At 71.2% G+C, this 14,235-nt stretch carries 16 protein-coding genes; 14 read left to right on the top strand and 2 right to left on the bottom strand.

Annotation, left to right across the window (positions count from 1 at the left end; genetic code table 11):
• The first annotated feature begins 26 nt into the window (after nucleotides 1-26).
• The 4 genes from tal to pgl are packed head-to-tail and all read left to right on the top strand — an operon-like array spanning nucleotide 27 to nucleotide 4,607.
• Entirely contained in the window at nucleotides 27-1,145 is a 1,119-nt protein-coding gene (gene tal, locus FNX44_RS03225; protein ID WP_143646386.1) for a transaldolase, read from the top strand.
• 5 nt (nucleotides 1,146-1,150) lie between these two features.
• Nucleotides 1,151-2,692 (top strand): glucose-6-phosphate dehydrogenase, encoded by a 1,542-nt coding sequence (zwf, locus tag FNX44_RS03220; protein ID WP_143646385.1) that lies wholly within the window; start codon nucleotides 1,151-1,153, stop codon nucleotides 2,690-2,692.
• Nucleotides 2,689-3,804: a glucose-6-phosphate dehydrogenase assembly protein OpcA gene (gene opcA, locus FNX44_RS03215; RefSeq protein WP_143646384.1), complete on the top strand. Its 1,116-nt coding sequence runs from the start codon at nucleotides 2,689-2,691 to the stop codon at nucleotides 3,802-3,804. The genes zwf and opcA overlap by 4 nt, the downstream gene beginning before the upstream one ends.
• Nucleotides 3,801-4,607: a 6-phosphogluconolactonase gene (pgl, locus tag FNX44_RS03210; protein WP_143646383.1), complete on the top strand. Its 807-nt coding sequence runs from the start codon at nucleotides 3,801-3,803 to the stop codon at nucleotides 4,605-4,607. The genes opcA and pgl overlap by 4 nt, the downstream gene beginning before the upstream one ends.
• Before the next feature lie 82 nt (nucleotides 4,608-4,689).
• Here the strand turns inward: pgl and FNX44_RS03205 are convergent, their stop codons facing one another.
• On the bottom strand, nucleotides 4,690-5,415 hold the full coding sequence (locus tag FNX44_RS03205; protein ID WP_143646401.1) for an ABC transporter permease: 726 nt from the start codon (nucleotides 5,413-5,415) through the stop codon (nucleotides 4,690-4,692).
• Nucleotides 5,416-5,495: 80 nt separating this feature from the next.
• The gene (locus FNX44_RS03200) at nucleotides 5,496-6,422 is read right to left on the bottom strand and encodes an ABC transporter ATP-binding protein (protein ID WP_143646382.1); all 927 of its coding nucleotides are present in this window, start codon (nucleotides 6,420-6,422) and stop codon (nucleotides 5,496-5,498) included.
• A 160-nt stretch (nucleotides 6,423-6,582) separates the two neighbouring features.
• On the opposite strand from FNX44_RS03200, the gene FNX44_RS03195 reads away from it, so the two are divergent.
• The 10 genes from FNX44_RS03195 to FNX44_RS03150 all read left to right on the top strand — a co-directional run.
• Entirely contained in the window at nucleotides 6,583-7,452 is an 870-nt protein-coding gene (locus tag FNX44_RS03195; RefSeq protein ID WP_143646381.1) for a helix-turn-helix transcriptional regulator, read from the top strand.
• Nucleotides 7,449-8,870, top strand: a complete 1,422-nt coding sequence (gene sufB / locus FNX44_RS03190) for a Fe-S cluster assembly protein SufB (protein ID WP_143646380.1) — start codon at nucleotides 7,449-7,451, stop codon at nucleotides 8,868-8,870. Before FNX44_RS03195 ends, sufB begins: the two co-directional genes overlap by 4 nt.
• Nucleotides 8,871-8,937: 67 nt before the next feature.
• Nucleotides 8,938-10,116 (top strand): Fe-S cluster assembly protein SufD, encoded by a 1,179-nt coding sequence (sufD, locus tag FNX44_RS03185; RefSeq protein WP_143646379.1) that lies wholly within the window; start codon nucleotides 8,938-8,940, stop codon nucleotides 10,114-10,116.
• Nucleotides 10,113-10,445, top strand: a complete 333-nt coding sequence (locus tag FNX44_RS03180) for a non-heme iron oxygenase ferredoxin subunit (protein WP_143646378.1) — start codon at nucleotides 10,113-10,115, stop codon at nucleotides 10,443-10,445. Before sufD ends, FNX44_RS03180 begins: the two co-directional genes overlap by 4 nt.
• Before the next feature lie 7 nt (nucleotides 10,446-10,452).
• Nucleotides 10,453-11,217 (top strand): Fe-S cluster assembly ATPase SufC, encoded by a 765-nt coding sequence (sufC, locus tag FNX44_RS03175; protein WP_143646377.1) that lies wholly within the window; start codon nucleotides 10,453-10,455, stop codon nucleotides 11,215-11,217.
• Nucleotides 11,214-12,485 (top strand): cysteine desulfurase, encoded by a 1,272-nt coding sequence (locus FNX44_RS03170; protein WP_323369038.1) that lies wholly within the window; start codon nucleotides 11,214-11,216, stop codon nucleotides 12,483-12,485. The genes sufC and FNX44_RS03170 overlap by 4 nt, the downstream gene beginning before the upstream one ends.
• Nucleotides 12,486-12,525: 40 nt before the next feature.
• Nucleotides 12,526-13,008, top strand: a complete 483-nt coding sequence (sufU, locus tag FNX44_RS03165; protein ID WP_143646376.1) for a Fe-S cluster assembly sulfur transfer protein SufU — start codon at nucleotides 12,526-12,528, stop codon at nucleotides 13,006-13,008.
• Nucleotides 13,005-13,358: a metal-sulfur cluster assembly factor gene (locus FNX44_RS03160; protein WP_143646375.1), complete on the top strand. Its 354-nt coding sequence runs from the start codon at nucleotides 13,005-13,007 to the stop codon at nucleotides 13,356-13,358. Before sufU ends, FNX44_RS03160 begins: the two co-directional genes overlap by 4 nt.
• Nucleotides 13,359-13,479: 121 nt before the next feature.
• Complete coding sequence (locus FNX44_RS03155) at nucleotides 13,480-13,800, top strand: DMT family transporter (protein WP_143646374.1); 321 nt, start codon at nucleotides 13,480-13,482, stop codon at nucleotides 13,798-13,800.
• The coding region (locus tag FNX44_RS03150; RefSeq protein ID WP_143646373.1) for a TetR/AcrR family transcriptional regulator at nucleotides 13,800-14,235 on the top strand (436 nt) is incomplete at its 3' end. The genes FNX44_RS03155 and FNX44_RS03150, both read left to right, overlap by 1 nt.

The following is a 14,235-nucleotide window of genomic DNA, read 5'->3' as shown; positions in this document are numbered from 1 at the left end:
ACATCCGACACGTAGGAGCACAACCCATGACAGACGCACTGACGCGCCTCAGCGAGGAGGGCGTCGCGATCTGGCTCGACGACCTCTCGCGCGAGCGCATCAACTCGGGCAACCTGGCCGAGCTCATCGACCAGAAGAACGTCGTCGGCGTGACCACCAACCCGTCGATCTTCCAGAAGGCGATCTCGGCGGGTGAGGGATACGGGCAGCAGTTGGCCGACCTCGCCGTGCGCGGGGTGACCGTCGACGAGGCCGTGCGCATGATCACCACGGCCGACGTGCGGGACGCCGCCGACATCCTGCGGCCGCTGTACGAGGCCACCGGCGGCCGCGACGGCCGGGTCTCCATCGAGGTGGACCCGCGCCTGGCGCACCACACGGCCGCCACCGTCGCCGAGGCCAAGCAGCTCGCCTGGCTCGTCGACCGGCCCAACACGCTCATCAAGATCCCGGCCACCGAGGCCGGCCTCCCGGCGATCACCGAGGTCATCGGCGCCGGCATCAGCGTCAACGTCACGCTGATCTTCTCCCTCGAGCGCTACCGCGCGGTCATGGACGCCTACCTGGCCGGCCTGGAGAAGGCCGACGCCCGCGGGCTGGACGTCTCGAAGATCCACTCCGTCGCCTCGTTCTTCGTCTCCCGCGTCGACACCGAGATCGACAAGCGGCTCGACGACCTCGGCACCGCCGAGGCCAAGGAACTGCGCGGCAAGGCGGCGCTGGCCAACGCCCGGCTCGCCTACCAGGCGTACGAGGAGGTCGTCGCCTCCCCGCGCTGGCAGGCGCTGGCCGGCAAGAACGCCAACCCGCAGCGTCCGCTGTGGGCCTCCACCGGCGTGAAGGACCCGGCCTACCCGGACACCCTCTACGTCACCGAGCTCGTCGCCCCCGGCACGGTCAACACCATGCCGGAGGCCACACTGGAGGCCACCGACGACCACGGCGAGATCACCGGCGACACCGTGCGCGGCACCTACGCGCAGGCCCGCGCCGACCTCGACGCGCTCGCCGGCCTCGGCATCTCCTACGACGCGGTCGTGCAGCTCCTCGAGGACGAGGGCGTCGCCAAGTTCGAGGACAGCTGGAACGACCTGCTCGGCTCGACCGACAAGCAGCTCAAGAGCCTCGCCCCGAAGGAGGCCTGACACCGTTGAGCGGCGAATCCGGCGTACCGTCGGTGAATTTGCTGCGTGACGCCCAGGACCGGCGGCTCCCGCGCATCGCGGGGCCGTCGGGCCTGGTCATCTTCGGCGTCACGGGCGACCTGTCCCGTAAGAAGCTCATGCCGGCCGTCTACGACCTCGCCAACCGGGGGCTGCTGCCGCCGGGCTTCTCCCTCGTCGGCTTCGCCCGGCGGGACTGGGAGCACGAGGACTTCGCGCAGGTCGTCCGGGACGCCGTCCGGGAGCACGCGCGCACCCCCTTCCGCGAGGAGGTCTGGGAGCAGCTGGCCCAGGGCATGCGCTTCGTCCCCGGCGTCTTCGACGACGACGAGGCGTTCGGCACCCTGAAGAACACCATCGAGGCGCTGGACAAGGAGCGCGGCACCGGCGGCAACTTCGCGTTCTACCTGTCCGTGCCCCCGAAGTTCTTCCCCACCGTCGTCCAGCAGCTCAAGAAGCACGGCCTGTCCGACGCCCCCGAGGGCTCCTGGCGGCGGGCCGTGGTGGAGAAGCCGTTCGGCCACGACCTGAAGAGCGCGCAGGAGCTCAACCAGGTCGTCTACGGCGTCTTCCGGGCCAGCCAGGTCTTCCGGATCGACCACTACCTCGGCAAGGAGACGGTCCAGAACATCCTGGCGCTGCGGTTCGCGAACACCATGTTCGAACCGCTGTGGAACCGCTCCTACGTCGACCACGTGCAGATCACGATGGCCGAGGACATCGGCATCGGCGGCCGGGCCGGCTACTACGACGGCATCGGCTCCGCCCGCGACGTCATCCAGAACCACCTGCTCCAGCTACTGGCGCTGACCGCGATGGAGGAGCCGTCCTCCTTCGACGCCAAGGCGCTGGTTCAGGAGAAGCTCAAGGTGCTCAACGCCGTACGGCTGCCGGACGACCTGGGCCTGCACACCGTGCGCGGCCAGTACACCGCCGGCTGGCAGGGCGGCGAGAAGGTGCCCGGTTACCTGGACGAGGAGGGCATCAACCCCCAGTCCAAGACCGACACCTACGCCGCCATCAAGCTGGAGATCGACAACCGGCGCTGGGCCGGCGTGCCGTTCTATCTGCGCACCGGCAAGCGTCTCGGCCGCCGGGTCACCGAGATCGCGGTGGTCTTCCAGCGGGCGCCCTACTCGCCGTTCAACGCCACCGACACCCAGGAACTCGGGCAGAACGCCCTGGTCATCCGGGTGCAGCCGGACGAGGGCGTGACCATCCGCTTCGGCTCCAAGGTGCCCGGCACCTCGATGGAGATCCGCGACGTCACGATGGACTTCGCCTACGGCGAGTCCTTCACCGAGTCCAGCCCCGAGGCGTACGAGCGGCTGATCCTGGACGTCCTGCTCGGCGACGCCAACCTCTTCCCCCGCCACCAGGAGGTCGAGCGGTCCTGGGAGATCCTCGACCCGGTCGAGGAGTACTGGGAGGCGCACGGGAGACCCGAGCCCTACGTCGCCGGGACCTGGGGGCCCAAGGCGGCCGACGAGATGCTCAAACGTGACGGCAGGAGCTGGCGCCGGCCATGAACACGGAACTGACCAACACCACGTCCAGCCAGATCAACGCGGCCCTGGTCCGGGTGCGCCGGGCGGCCGGCTTCCCGGCCGTGGGCATGGTGCTCACCCTGGTCATCGTCACCGACGAGGGCAACCACTACGACGCGCTGAAGGCCGCGAACGACGCCTCCAAGGAGCACCCGTCGCGGATCCTGGTGGTCATCCGGCGGCCTGGCCGCTCGCCGCGCGACCGGGCCGCCGCCCGGCTGGACGCCGAGGTCCGCATGGGCGGTGAGACGGGCACCGGCGAGACCGTGCTGCTGCGGCTGCACGGCGAGCTGGCCTCGCACGCCTACAGCGTGGTGCTGCCGCTGCTGCTGCCGGACGCCCCGGTGGTCGTGTGGTGGCCCGAGGACGCACCGGCCAACCCGTCCGCCGACCTGCTGGGCACGCTCGCCCAGCGGCGCATCACCGACGCGGCGGCCACCGAGGACCCGGTCGCCACGCTGGCGCGCCGCGCCGAGACGTACGCGCCCGGCGACACCGACCTGGCGTGGACCCGGATCACCCCCTGGCGCAGCGTGCTCGCCGCCGCACTCGACCAGCGGCACGGAAAGATCAGCGGCGCCGTCGTCGAGGGCGAGGAGTACAACCCGAGCACCGAACTGCTCGCCCTGTGGCTGGCCGCCCGGCTCGGCGTCCCGGTGGAGCGGGCCGTCTCCGACGGCCCCGGCATCACCGCGGTCCGCCTCAACACGGCCGACGGCCAGATCTGCCTGGACCGCCCGGACGAGCGGCTGGCCGAACTGGCCGTCCCCGGCCAGCCCGACCGGCACGTGGCGCTGCACCGCCGCTCGACGGCGGAGCTGATCGCCGAGGAGCTGCGCCGCCTCGACCCGGACGAGACGTACCACGAGGCGCTGTGCTTCGGCCTCGACCGGCTCGGCCGACCGTCCGAGCAGACCGACGCCCCGACCGACGCCCCGACCGACGCCGCCGCGGCGACCGGCCGGGCCAAGGGCGCCAAGCGCACCCGCCAGGCCGGCGGCAGGAACGCCGGTACCGCCGGGAACGACGCCGGCTCCTCGGAGAACCCGAGCGGACCGGGCGACGACGACAAACCGAAGGCGGTGGCGCGATGACGTCCGACCCGCAGGTGTTCGTCCACCACGACGGGGTCGAGCTGGCCGTCAAGGCGGCCGCCCGGCTGGCGGCCACGGTGCTGGAGGCGCAGAGCGAACGCGGCCACGCCTCGGTGGTCCTCACCGGCGGGCGCAACGGCAACGCGCTGCTCGCCGCCCTCGCCGAGTCCCCGGCCCGCGACACCATCGACTGGTCCCGGCTCGACCTGTGGTGGGGCGACGAACGGTTCCTGCCGGACGGCGACCCGGACCGCAACCACACTCTGGCCCGCCAGGCGCTGCTGGACGCCGTCGACCTCGACCCGGCCAGGGTGCACCCCATGCCGGCGTCCGACGGCCCCTGGGGCGAAGGGCCCGAGGCGGCGGACACGGCGGCCGCCGCCTACGCCGCCGAACTCGCCAAGGCGGCGGCCGCTGCCGGACCCGGCGCGCACGACGGCCGGGTCCCGGAGTTCGACGTGCTGCTGCTCGGGCTCGGCCCGGACACCCACGTCGCGTCCCTCTTCCCGGAGCTGCCCGCCGTCCGGGAGACCGAGCGCACGGTGGTCGGCGTGCACGGCGCGCCCAAGCCGCCGCCCACCCGGATCTCGCTGACCCTGCCGGCGATCCGGTCGGCCCGCGAGGTGTGGCTGCTGGCCGCCGGGGAGGACAAGGCGCAGGCGGCAGCCCTGGCGCTGTCCGGCGCCGGAGAGGTCCAGGCGCCGGCCGCCGGAGTGTACGGGCAGCGGCGCACGCTGTGGCTGCTCGACCTCGCGGCCGCCTCTCGGCTCCCGGGCGACCTGCTGCCGCCGGTCGGCGGCTGAACGCACACGACCGAGGGCGGCCCGCTCGGGCCGCCCTCGGTACCGCTCACTCCGACGCTCTGCCCACTCCCGGCGGAAGCCGCTACTCCCAGCGAAAGAAGCGCGCGGCCAGACCCAGCCCGGCCACCGCCCAGCCGACCAGCACCGCCAGCGCCCCCCAGGGCACCCCGGCGCCGTGCTGCAGGACCTCCCGCAGCCCGTCGGCGAGCGCCGCCACCGGCAGCGCGCCCAACACCGTCTGCGCCGCCTCCGGGAAGCGCTCCAGGGGCACCACCACGCCGCCGCACACCAGCAGCAGCACGAACACCAGGTTCGCCGCCGCCAGCGTCGCCTCCGCCCGCAGCGTGCCGGCCATCAGCAGCCCCAGCCCTGAGAACGCGGCCGTCCCGGCCAGTAGCAGCGCCGCCACCGCCAGCGCACCGACCACGCCCCCCTTCGGCGACCAGCCGAGCGACAGCGCCACCGCCGTGAGCAGCGCGATCTGCAGCACCTCGACGATCAGCACGGACGCCGACTTCGCGCACATCAGCGCCCAGCGGGGCAGCGGTGAGGCGCCCAGCCGCTTCAGTACGCCGTAGCGCCGCTCGAAGCCGGTGGAGATCGCCTGACCCGTGAAGGCGGTGGAGAGCACCGCGAGCGCGAGCACCCCGGGGGCGAGGAAGTCCACCGGCTCGCCCGCCCCGGTGTCCACGATCTCCACGGTGCTGAACAGCACCAGCAGCAGCGTCGGGATGACCACGGTCAGCAGCAGCTGCTCGCCGTGGCGCAGCAGCATCCGCGTCTCCAGCAGGGCCTGGGCGACGATCATCCGGCCGACCGGGGCAGCGCCCGGGCGGGGGGTGAACGCGCCGGGTGCCCGAACGCCTTCCGGGGCGCCTGTGGGGGTGCTCACCCGCGCAGCTCCTTGCCTGTGAGTTCGAGGAAGACGTCCTCCAGGGTCTGCCGCTCGATCGCGATCCGTTCGGGCAGCACGCCGTGCTGGGCGCACCAGGAGGTGACGGTGGCGAGCAGCTCGGGGCCCACGTCGCCGGTGACCCGGTAGCTGCCTGCCGCCGCCTCGCCGACCGCGCAGTCGGCGGGCAGCGCCTGGAGCAGCGACTCCAGGTCGAGGCCCGGCGGGCCGACGAAGCTCAGTGTGTTCTCGGCCCGGCCCCGGCACAGCTCCCGCGGGCTGCCCTCGGCGACGACCCGGCCGGCGTCCACGATGGCGACACGGTCGGCCAGCTCCTCGGCCTCCTCCATGTGGTGCGTGGTGAGGACGACCGTCACGCCGTCGGCGCGCAGCGCGCTCACCAGTTCCCAGGTCGCGCGGCGGGCCTGCGGGTCGAGACCGGCCGTCGGCTCGTCGAGGAAGACCAGCTCCGGGCGGCCGACCACGGCCATCGCCAGCGCCAGTCGGCGCTGCTGGCCGCCGGACAGCCGCCGGTAGGGCGTGCGGCCGCAGCCGCCGAGCCCGAGCCGTTCGGCGAGCTTGTCGACGTCCAGCGGGTGGCGGTGCAGCCGGGCGGTGTGCCGCAGCATCTCCATGGCGCGTACGCCGGGGTAGACGCCGCCGTTCTGGAGCATCACGCCGATGCGCGGGCGCAACTCGGCCGCCTGGGCGAGCGGGTCGAGACCGAGGACGCGGACGGTGCCGGCGTCGGGGCGCCGATAGCCTTCGCAGGTCTCCACGGTTGTCGTCTTACCGGCGCCGTTGGGGCCCAGTACCGCCGTGATCGAGCCTTGGGCCACGGTGAGGTCGAGGCCGTCCACCGCCGTCTTCCGCCCGTAGCGCTTCACCAGGCCCGCGACCTCGACGGCCGCCGTCGTGTGCATACCGTCGAGTCTAGAAAGCCCGGCGGCGGTGCCGGGCGCCGGGGTCGGCGGGCCGCCGCCCGACCGCTTCGGGTAAGGCTTGCCTTACGTGACGCACCCCATCCGTCCGGGTCCCGGACGCGGCTTGCCGCGTCTCCGCGAATTACGCAACAATGACGTTGTGAAAAACGCGGGCACTGCTCAGCAGCAGGTGACGGCCACCCATGCCGCCACCGGCGGCGGCCTGCCCGCCCCCGCCGACGAGCAGCACGGCACCCGCAACAAGGTGGCCCGTTCCATCCTGGACCACGGTCCGTCCACCGCCGCCGAACTGGCCGAGCGGCTGGAACTGACCCAGGCGGCGGTCCGCCGGCACCTGGACGCCCTGGTCGCCGAGGGGGTCGTCGAGGCCCGCGCCCAGCGGGTCTACGGCTCACGCGGCCGGGGGCGCCCCGCGAAGGTGTTCGCCCTGACCGACTGCGGTCGGGACGCCTTCGACCAGGCGTACGACGAGCTCGCCACCGACGCCATGCGCTGGATCGCGCAGGCCGCCGGCGGCGGCGCGGCCGGCGAGGCCGCGGTGGCCGCGTTCGCCCGGGCCCGGGTGGCCGCGCAGGCCGAGCGCTTCCGCGAGCGGGTGGAGAACGCCGCCCCCGACGAGCGGACCAGGGTTCTGGCCGAAGCGCTCACCGAGGACGGGTACGCTGCCACGGCACGCGGCGCGCCGGCGTCCACGGGCGAGCAGCTCTGCCAGCACCACTGCCCGGTGGCGCACGCCGCGGAGCGGTTTCCGCAGCTGTGCGAGGCGGAGACGGAGCTGTTCTCCCGCCTCCTCGGCACCCATGTGCAGCGGCTGGCCACCATCGCCCACGGCGACGGGGTGTGCACCACCTTCGTCCCCCGGGCGAGCAGGCCGGGCCCGCGCCACGGCGCCGAGAGCCAGACGCCGCCCCACCAGGACCCGGGGCAGCCCCCCGAACAACCGCAGACCAGCACCAGCCCCAAGACCAGCAACGCATCCACACGCACAGCCGGGAGGAACCCCGCATGACTCTCCCCACGGAGACTGCCCACCCCGAACTCGAGGGGCTGGGCAAGTACGAGTACGGCTGGGCCGACCCCGACGCGGCCGGCGCCTCGGCCAAGCGTGGCCTCTCCGAGGACGTCGTCCGCGACATCTCCGGCAAGAAGTCCGAGCCGGAGTGGATGCTGAAGACGCGGCTGAAGGGCCTGCGCCTGTTCGACAAGAAGCCGATGCCGAACTGGGGCTCGGACCTGTCGGGCATCGACTTCGACAACATCAAGTACTTCGTGCGGTCCACCGAGAAGCAGGCCCAGAGCTGGGAGGACCTGCCGGAGGACATCAAGAACACCTACGACAAGCTGGGCATCCCCGAGGCGGAGAAGCAGCGGCTGGTCGCCGGTGTCGCGGCCCAGTACGAGTCCGAGGTGGTCTACCACCAGATCCGTGAGGACCTGGAGAAGCAGGGCGTCCTCTTCCTGGACACCGACACCGCGCTGCGCGAGCACCCCGAGCTGTTCCAGGAGCACTTCGGCACGGTCATCCCGGCCGGCGACAACAAGTTCGCCGCGCTGAACACCGCCGTGTGGTCCGGCGGCTCCTTCATCTACGTGCCGCCGGGCGTGCACGTGGACATTCCGCTCCAGGCCTACTTCCGGATCAACACCGAGAACATGGGCCAGTTCGAGCGGACGCTGATCATCGTCGACGAGAACGCCTACGTGCACTACGTCGAGGGCTGCACCGCGCCGATCTACAACTCCGACTCGCTGCACTCGGCGGTCGTGGAGATCATCGTCAAGAAGGGCGGCCGCTGCCGCTACACGACCATCCAGAACTGGTCGAACAACGTCTACAACCTGGTGACCAAGCGGGCCGTGGCCTACGAGGGCGCCACCATGGAGTGGGTCGACGGCAACATCGGCTCCAAGGTGACCATGAAGTACCCGGCCGTCTACCTGATGGGCGAGCACGCCAAGGGCGAGACGCTCTCGGTGGCGTTCGCGGGCGAGGGCCAGCACCAGGACGCCGGCGCCAAGATGGTGCACATGGCGCCCAACACCTCCTCGAACATCGTCTCCAAGTCGGTGGCCCGGGGCGGCGGCCGCACCTCCTACCGCGGCCTGATCGAGATCGGCGAGGGCGCCGCGGGCTCGAAGTCCAACGTGCTGTGCGACGCGCTGCTGGTGGACTCGATCTCCCGCTCGGACACCTACCCCTACGTCGACGTCCGCGAGGACGACGTGACGATGGGCCACGAGGCGACCGTCTCCAAGGTCAGCGACGACCAGCTCTTCTACCTGATGAGCCGGGGCATGGCCGAGGACGAGGCGATGGCCATGATCGTGCGCGGCTTCGTCGAGCCGATCGCCAAGGAGCTGCCGATGGAGTACGCGCTGGAACTCAACCGGCTGATCGAGCTCCAGATGGAGGGCGCGGTGGGCTGACGCCCCGCGCGTCGACCCCCGCACCCCGCTCGCAACCGACAGGCAGAAAGAGAGCACGACAACAGCCATGGCCGATCAGAGTCTTCCGGCAGGTGCCACCACCTCCGGTTCCATCGCGGTGGCGGCCGAGTCCACCGTCGCCACCCGGATGAGCGCCCCGCCGTCCTTCGACGTGGCGGACTTCCCCGTGCCGCACGGCCGCGAGGAGGAGTGGCGCTTCACCCCGCTGGAGCGGCTGCGCGGCCTGCACGACGGCACCGCCGAGGCGTCCGGCGGGATCAAGGCGGAGATCTCCGCCCCCGACGTCGTCACCGTCGAGACCGTCGGCCGGGACGACAGCCGGCTCGGCCGCGCCGGCAAGCCGGTGGACCGGGTCGCGGCGCAGGCGTACAGCTCCTTCGAGCGCGCCACGGTCGTCACCGTGCCCAAGGAGGCCGTGCTGACCGAGCCGGTGCGGGTCAGCCTGCACGGCCAGGGCGGCACCACCTTCGGGCACACCGTCTTCGAGCTGGGCGCCTTCGCCGAGGCGGTCATCGTCATCGACCACACCGGTGACGGCGTGCGCGCGGCCAACGTCGAGTACGTGCTCGGTGACGGCGCCAAGCTGACCGTCGTCTCCGTCCAGGACTGGGACGACACCGCCGTGCACTGCTCCCAGCACAACGCGCTGGTCGGCCGGGACGCCACCTTCAAGTCCGTGGTGATCACCTTCGGCGGCGACGTGGTCCGGCTGCACCCCCGGGTGAACTACGCCGGCCCCGGCGGCGAGGCGGAGCTGTACGGGCTCTTCTTCACCGACAACGGGCAGCACCAGGAGCACCGCCTGCTGGTCGACCACGACACGCCGAACTGCCGCAGCAACGTCGCCTACAAGGGCGCGCTGCAGGGCCAGGACGCGCACGCCGTGTGGATCGGCGACGTGCTGATCCGCAAGGCCGCGACCGGCACGGACACCTACGAGCTCAACCGCAACCTGGTGCTGACCGACGGCGCCCGGGTCGACTCGGTCCCCAACCTGGAGATCGAGACCGGCGAGATCGTCGGCGCCGGCCATGCCTCGGCGACCGGCCGCTTCGACGACGAGCAGCTGTTCTACCTGATGTCGCGCGGTGTCCCGGCGGACGAGGCGCGGCGCCTGGTGGTGCGCGGCTTCTTCGCCGAGCTGGTCCAGCAGATCGGCCTCGCGGACGTCCAGGAGCGGCTGCTGGCCAAGATCGACGCCGAGCTGGAGGCCTCGGTCGCATGAGTGCGTTCGTGAGAGTGGCGAGCCTGGCGGAGCTCGAGGAGGACACCCCCAAGCGGGTGGAGGTCGACGGCACGCCGATATCGCTGGTGCGCACCGCGGGCGAGGTGTTCGCGATCTACGACATCTGCTCGCACGCCAACGTCTCCCTCTCCGAGGGCGAGGTGGAGGACTGCGCCATCGAGTGCTGGCTGCACGGCTCCAGCTTCGACCTGCGCACCGGCAAGCCCTCCGGCCTGCCCGCCACCCAGCCCGTTCCCGTATACCCCGTCAAGATCGAAGGCGAAGGGCCCGACGCGGCCGTGCTCGTCTCCGTCACCCAGGAGTCCTGAAGTCCCCATGGCAACCCTTGAGATTCGCGACCTGCACGTTTCCGTCGACACGGAGGGCGGCGCCGAAGAGATCCTGCGCGGGGTCGACCTGACCGTGAAGCAGGGCGAGACGCACGCCATCATGGGGCCCAACGGCTCCGGCAAGTCGACGCTCGCCTACTCGCTGGCCGGTCACCCCAAGTACACGATCACCGGCGGCACCGTCACCCTCGACGGCGAGGACGTCCTGGAGATGTCCGTGGACGAGCGGGCCCGCGCCGGCCTGTTCCTCGCCATGCAGTACCCGGTCGAGGTGCCCGGCGTCTCGGTGTCGAACTTCCTGCGCACCGCCGCCACCGCCGTGCGCGGCGAGGCCCCCAAGCTGCGCACCTGGGTGAAGGAGGTCAAGGAGGCCATGGAGCGCCTTCACATGGACCCCGCCTTCGCCGAGCGCAACGTCAACGAGGGCTTCTCCGGCGGTGAGAAGAAGCGGCACGAGATCCTCCAGCTCGAACTGCTGAAGCCGAAGGTCGCCATCCTCGACGAGACCGACTCCGGCCTCGACGTCGACGCCCTGCGTGTCGTCTCCGAGGGCGTGAACCGGGTCCGCGAGTCCGGTGAGGTCGGCACCCTGCTGATCACCCACTACACGCGTATCCTTCGTTACATCAAGCCCGACCACGTGCACGTCTTCGCCAAGGGCCGCATCGTCGAGTCCGGCGGCGCGGAGCTGGCCGACAAGCTCGAGGCCGAGGGCTACGAGCAGTACGTGAAGGGTGGCGCCGCCACGTGACCAGTTCTTCCCGCCGTGGACTGCCCGGCCTCCTCGACACCGAGGCGATTCGCAAGGACTTCCCCGTCCTGGACCGCGTGATCCACGACGGGAAGAAGCTCGTGTACCTGGACAACGCGGCGACCTCGCAGAAGCCGCGCCAGGTGCTCGACGCGCTGAACGACTACTACGAGCGGCACAACGCCAACGTCCACCGCGGCGTGCACGTGCTCGCCGAGGAGGCGACGGCGCTGTACGAGGGCGCGCGCGACAAGGTCGCGGCGTTTGTCAACGCGCCCAGCCGGGACGAGGTGATCTTCACCAAGAACGCCTCGGAGTCCCTGAACCTGGTGGCCAACATGCTCGGCTGGGCCGACGAGCCCTACCGGGTGGACCAGAACACCGAGATCGCCATCACGGAGATGGAGCACCACTCCAACATCGTGCCGTGGCAGCTGCTCGCGCAGCGCACCGGCGCGAAGCTGAGGTGGTTCGGGCTCACCGACGACGGCCGGCTCGACCTCTCGAACATCGACGAGGTCATCACCGAGCGCACGAAGGTCGTCTCCTTCACCCTGGTCTCCAACATCATGGGCACGGTCAACCCGGTCGAGGAGATCGTCCGGCGTGCCCAGGAGGTCGGCGCGCTGGTCGTGGTGGACGCCTCGCAGGCCGTACCCCACATGCCGTTCGACGTGCAGGCCATCCAGGCCGACTTCGTCGCCTTCACCGGACACAAGATGTGCGGTCCGACCGGCATCGGCGTGCTGTGGGGACGGCAGGAGCTCCTGGAGGACCTGCCGCCCTTCCTCGGCGGCGGCGAGATGATCGAGACCGTCTCGATGCACTCCTCCACCTACGCGCCCGCGCCGCACAAGTTCGAGGCCGGCACCCCGCCGATCGCACAGGCGGTCGGTCTCGGCGCGGCCGTGGACTACCTCTCCGGCATCGGCATGGACAAGATCGCCGCGCACGAGCACGCGATCACCGAGTACGCCGTCCAGCGCCTGGCGGAGGTGCCCGACCTGCGGATCATCGGCCCCACCACGGCCGAGGACCGGGGCGCGGCGATCTCCTTCGTGCTGGGCGACATCCATCCGCACGACGTGGGCCAGGTCCTGGACGAGCAGGGCATCGCCGTCCGGGTCGGACACCACTGCGCGCGGCCGGTCTGCCTCCGCTACGGAATTCCCGCGACGACGAGAGCGTCGTTCTATCTGTACTCCACGCCGGCCGAGGTGGACGCCCTGGTCGAGGGCCTGGAGCACGTACGGAATTTCTTCGGATGAGAGACCGGGCGAGGATGGCGCACCAGTTGAGGAGTCTGTCGTGAAGCTGGACTCGATGTACCAGGACGTGATCCTGGACCACTACAAGCACCCCCACGGGCGCGGGCTGCGCGACGGCGACGCCGAGGTGCACCACGTCAACCCGACGTGCGGTGACGAGATCACCCTCCGGGTGCGCTACGAGGGCGACAAGGTCGCGGACGTCAGCTACGAGGGTCAGGGCTGTTCGATCAGCCAGGCCAGCGCGTCCGTGCTCAACGAGCTGCTGGTCGGCAAGGAGCTGGACGAGGCGCGGCGCATCCAGGACGCGTTCCTGGAGCTGATGCAGTCCAAGGGCCAGCTCACCCCGGACGACGCCATGGAGGACCTGCTGGAGGACGCGGTCGCGTTCGCCGGCGTCTCCAAGTACCCGGCGCGGGTGAAGTGCGCCCTGCTCAGCTGGATGGCGTGGAAGGACGCCACCGCCCAGGCGCTGGGCGGCGACGGCGCGAGCCAGACGGACACCAAGGAGAGCACGGCATGAGTGAGACAACCGAGGAGACGACCGAGGTCGTGGGCACCAAGCCGGCGACGGAGGAGGAGGTCCGCGAGGCCCTCTACGACGTCGTGGACCCGGAGCTGGGCATCGACGTCGTCAACCTCGGCCTGATCTACGGCGTGCACGTCGACGACGACAACACCGCGACGCTCGACATGACGCTGACCTCGGCGGCCTGCCCGCTGACGGACGTGATCGAGGACCAGGCGAAGTCCGCCACCGAGGGCATCGTGAAGGACCTGCGGATCAACTGGGTCTGGATGCCGCCGTGGGGCCCGGACAAGATCACCGACGAGGGCCGCGAGCAGCTGCGCGCCCTGGGCTTCAACGTCTGAGCCCACTCACCGACAGACGGCCGGAGCGGCCGCACCCCGGGTTGGGGTGCGGCCGCTCTGTTGTGCGCGGCCCGCGGGTTGTTGTGTACGGCCGTACACAACGTTGTGTACGCTTGTACGCATGCCCTACGTACTGCTCGGCGGCGCGATCCTGGCGGAGGTCATCGCCACCACCTCGATGAAGTACAGCAACGGCTTCACCAGGCTCGTGCCCTCCCTGATCACCGCCTTCGGCTACCTCGTCGCTTTCACCCTGCTCGCCCAGACCCTGAAGACCATGTCCGTCGGCACCGCCTACGCGATCTGGGCCGGCGTCGGCACGGCGGCCATCGCGGCCATCGGCATGATCTTCATCGGGGAGGCGGTCACCGCCGCCAAGATCGTCGGCATCCTCTTGGTGATCGCCGGAGTCGTCCTGCTCAACATCAGCGGCGCCCACTGATGGCCACGTCGATCAGGCGCCGCCGACACGACCCCGAACGCCGCCAGCGCATCATCGACGCCGCCATCGACATCGCCCGCGAACGCGGCATCGACGCGCTCAGCCACCGCGCGGTGGCCGCCGCCGCCGACGTACCGCTCGGCTCCACCACCTACCACTTCGCCGGCCTCGACGACCTCTTGGTGGCCGCCCTCGACCAGGCAAACAACGCCTGGCTGGACGGCCTGGAGGAATGGGAGCGCGCACTGCCCCCGGACGCCGATCTCGCCGCCGAACTCGCCGCCCTCATCGAACGCACCGTCGCCGGCGACCGCCAGCAGGTCACTCTGGAGTACGAGCTGTACGTCGCGGCCCTCCGCCACGAGCGGCTGCGCCCGCTGGCCGCCGGCTGCGTCGACCGCGTCGCAGAACTGCTCGCCCGCCGCACCCCCGACC

This window comes from Streptomyces alkaliterrae (assembly GCF_007097205.2).
Taxonomy (GTDB): domain Bacteria; phylum Actinomycetota; class Actinomycetes; order Streptomycetales; family Streptomycetaceae; genus Streptomyces; species Streptomyces alkaliterrae.
This window is presented reverse-complemented; position numbering and strand designations above follow the sequence as displayed.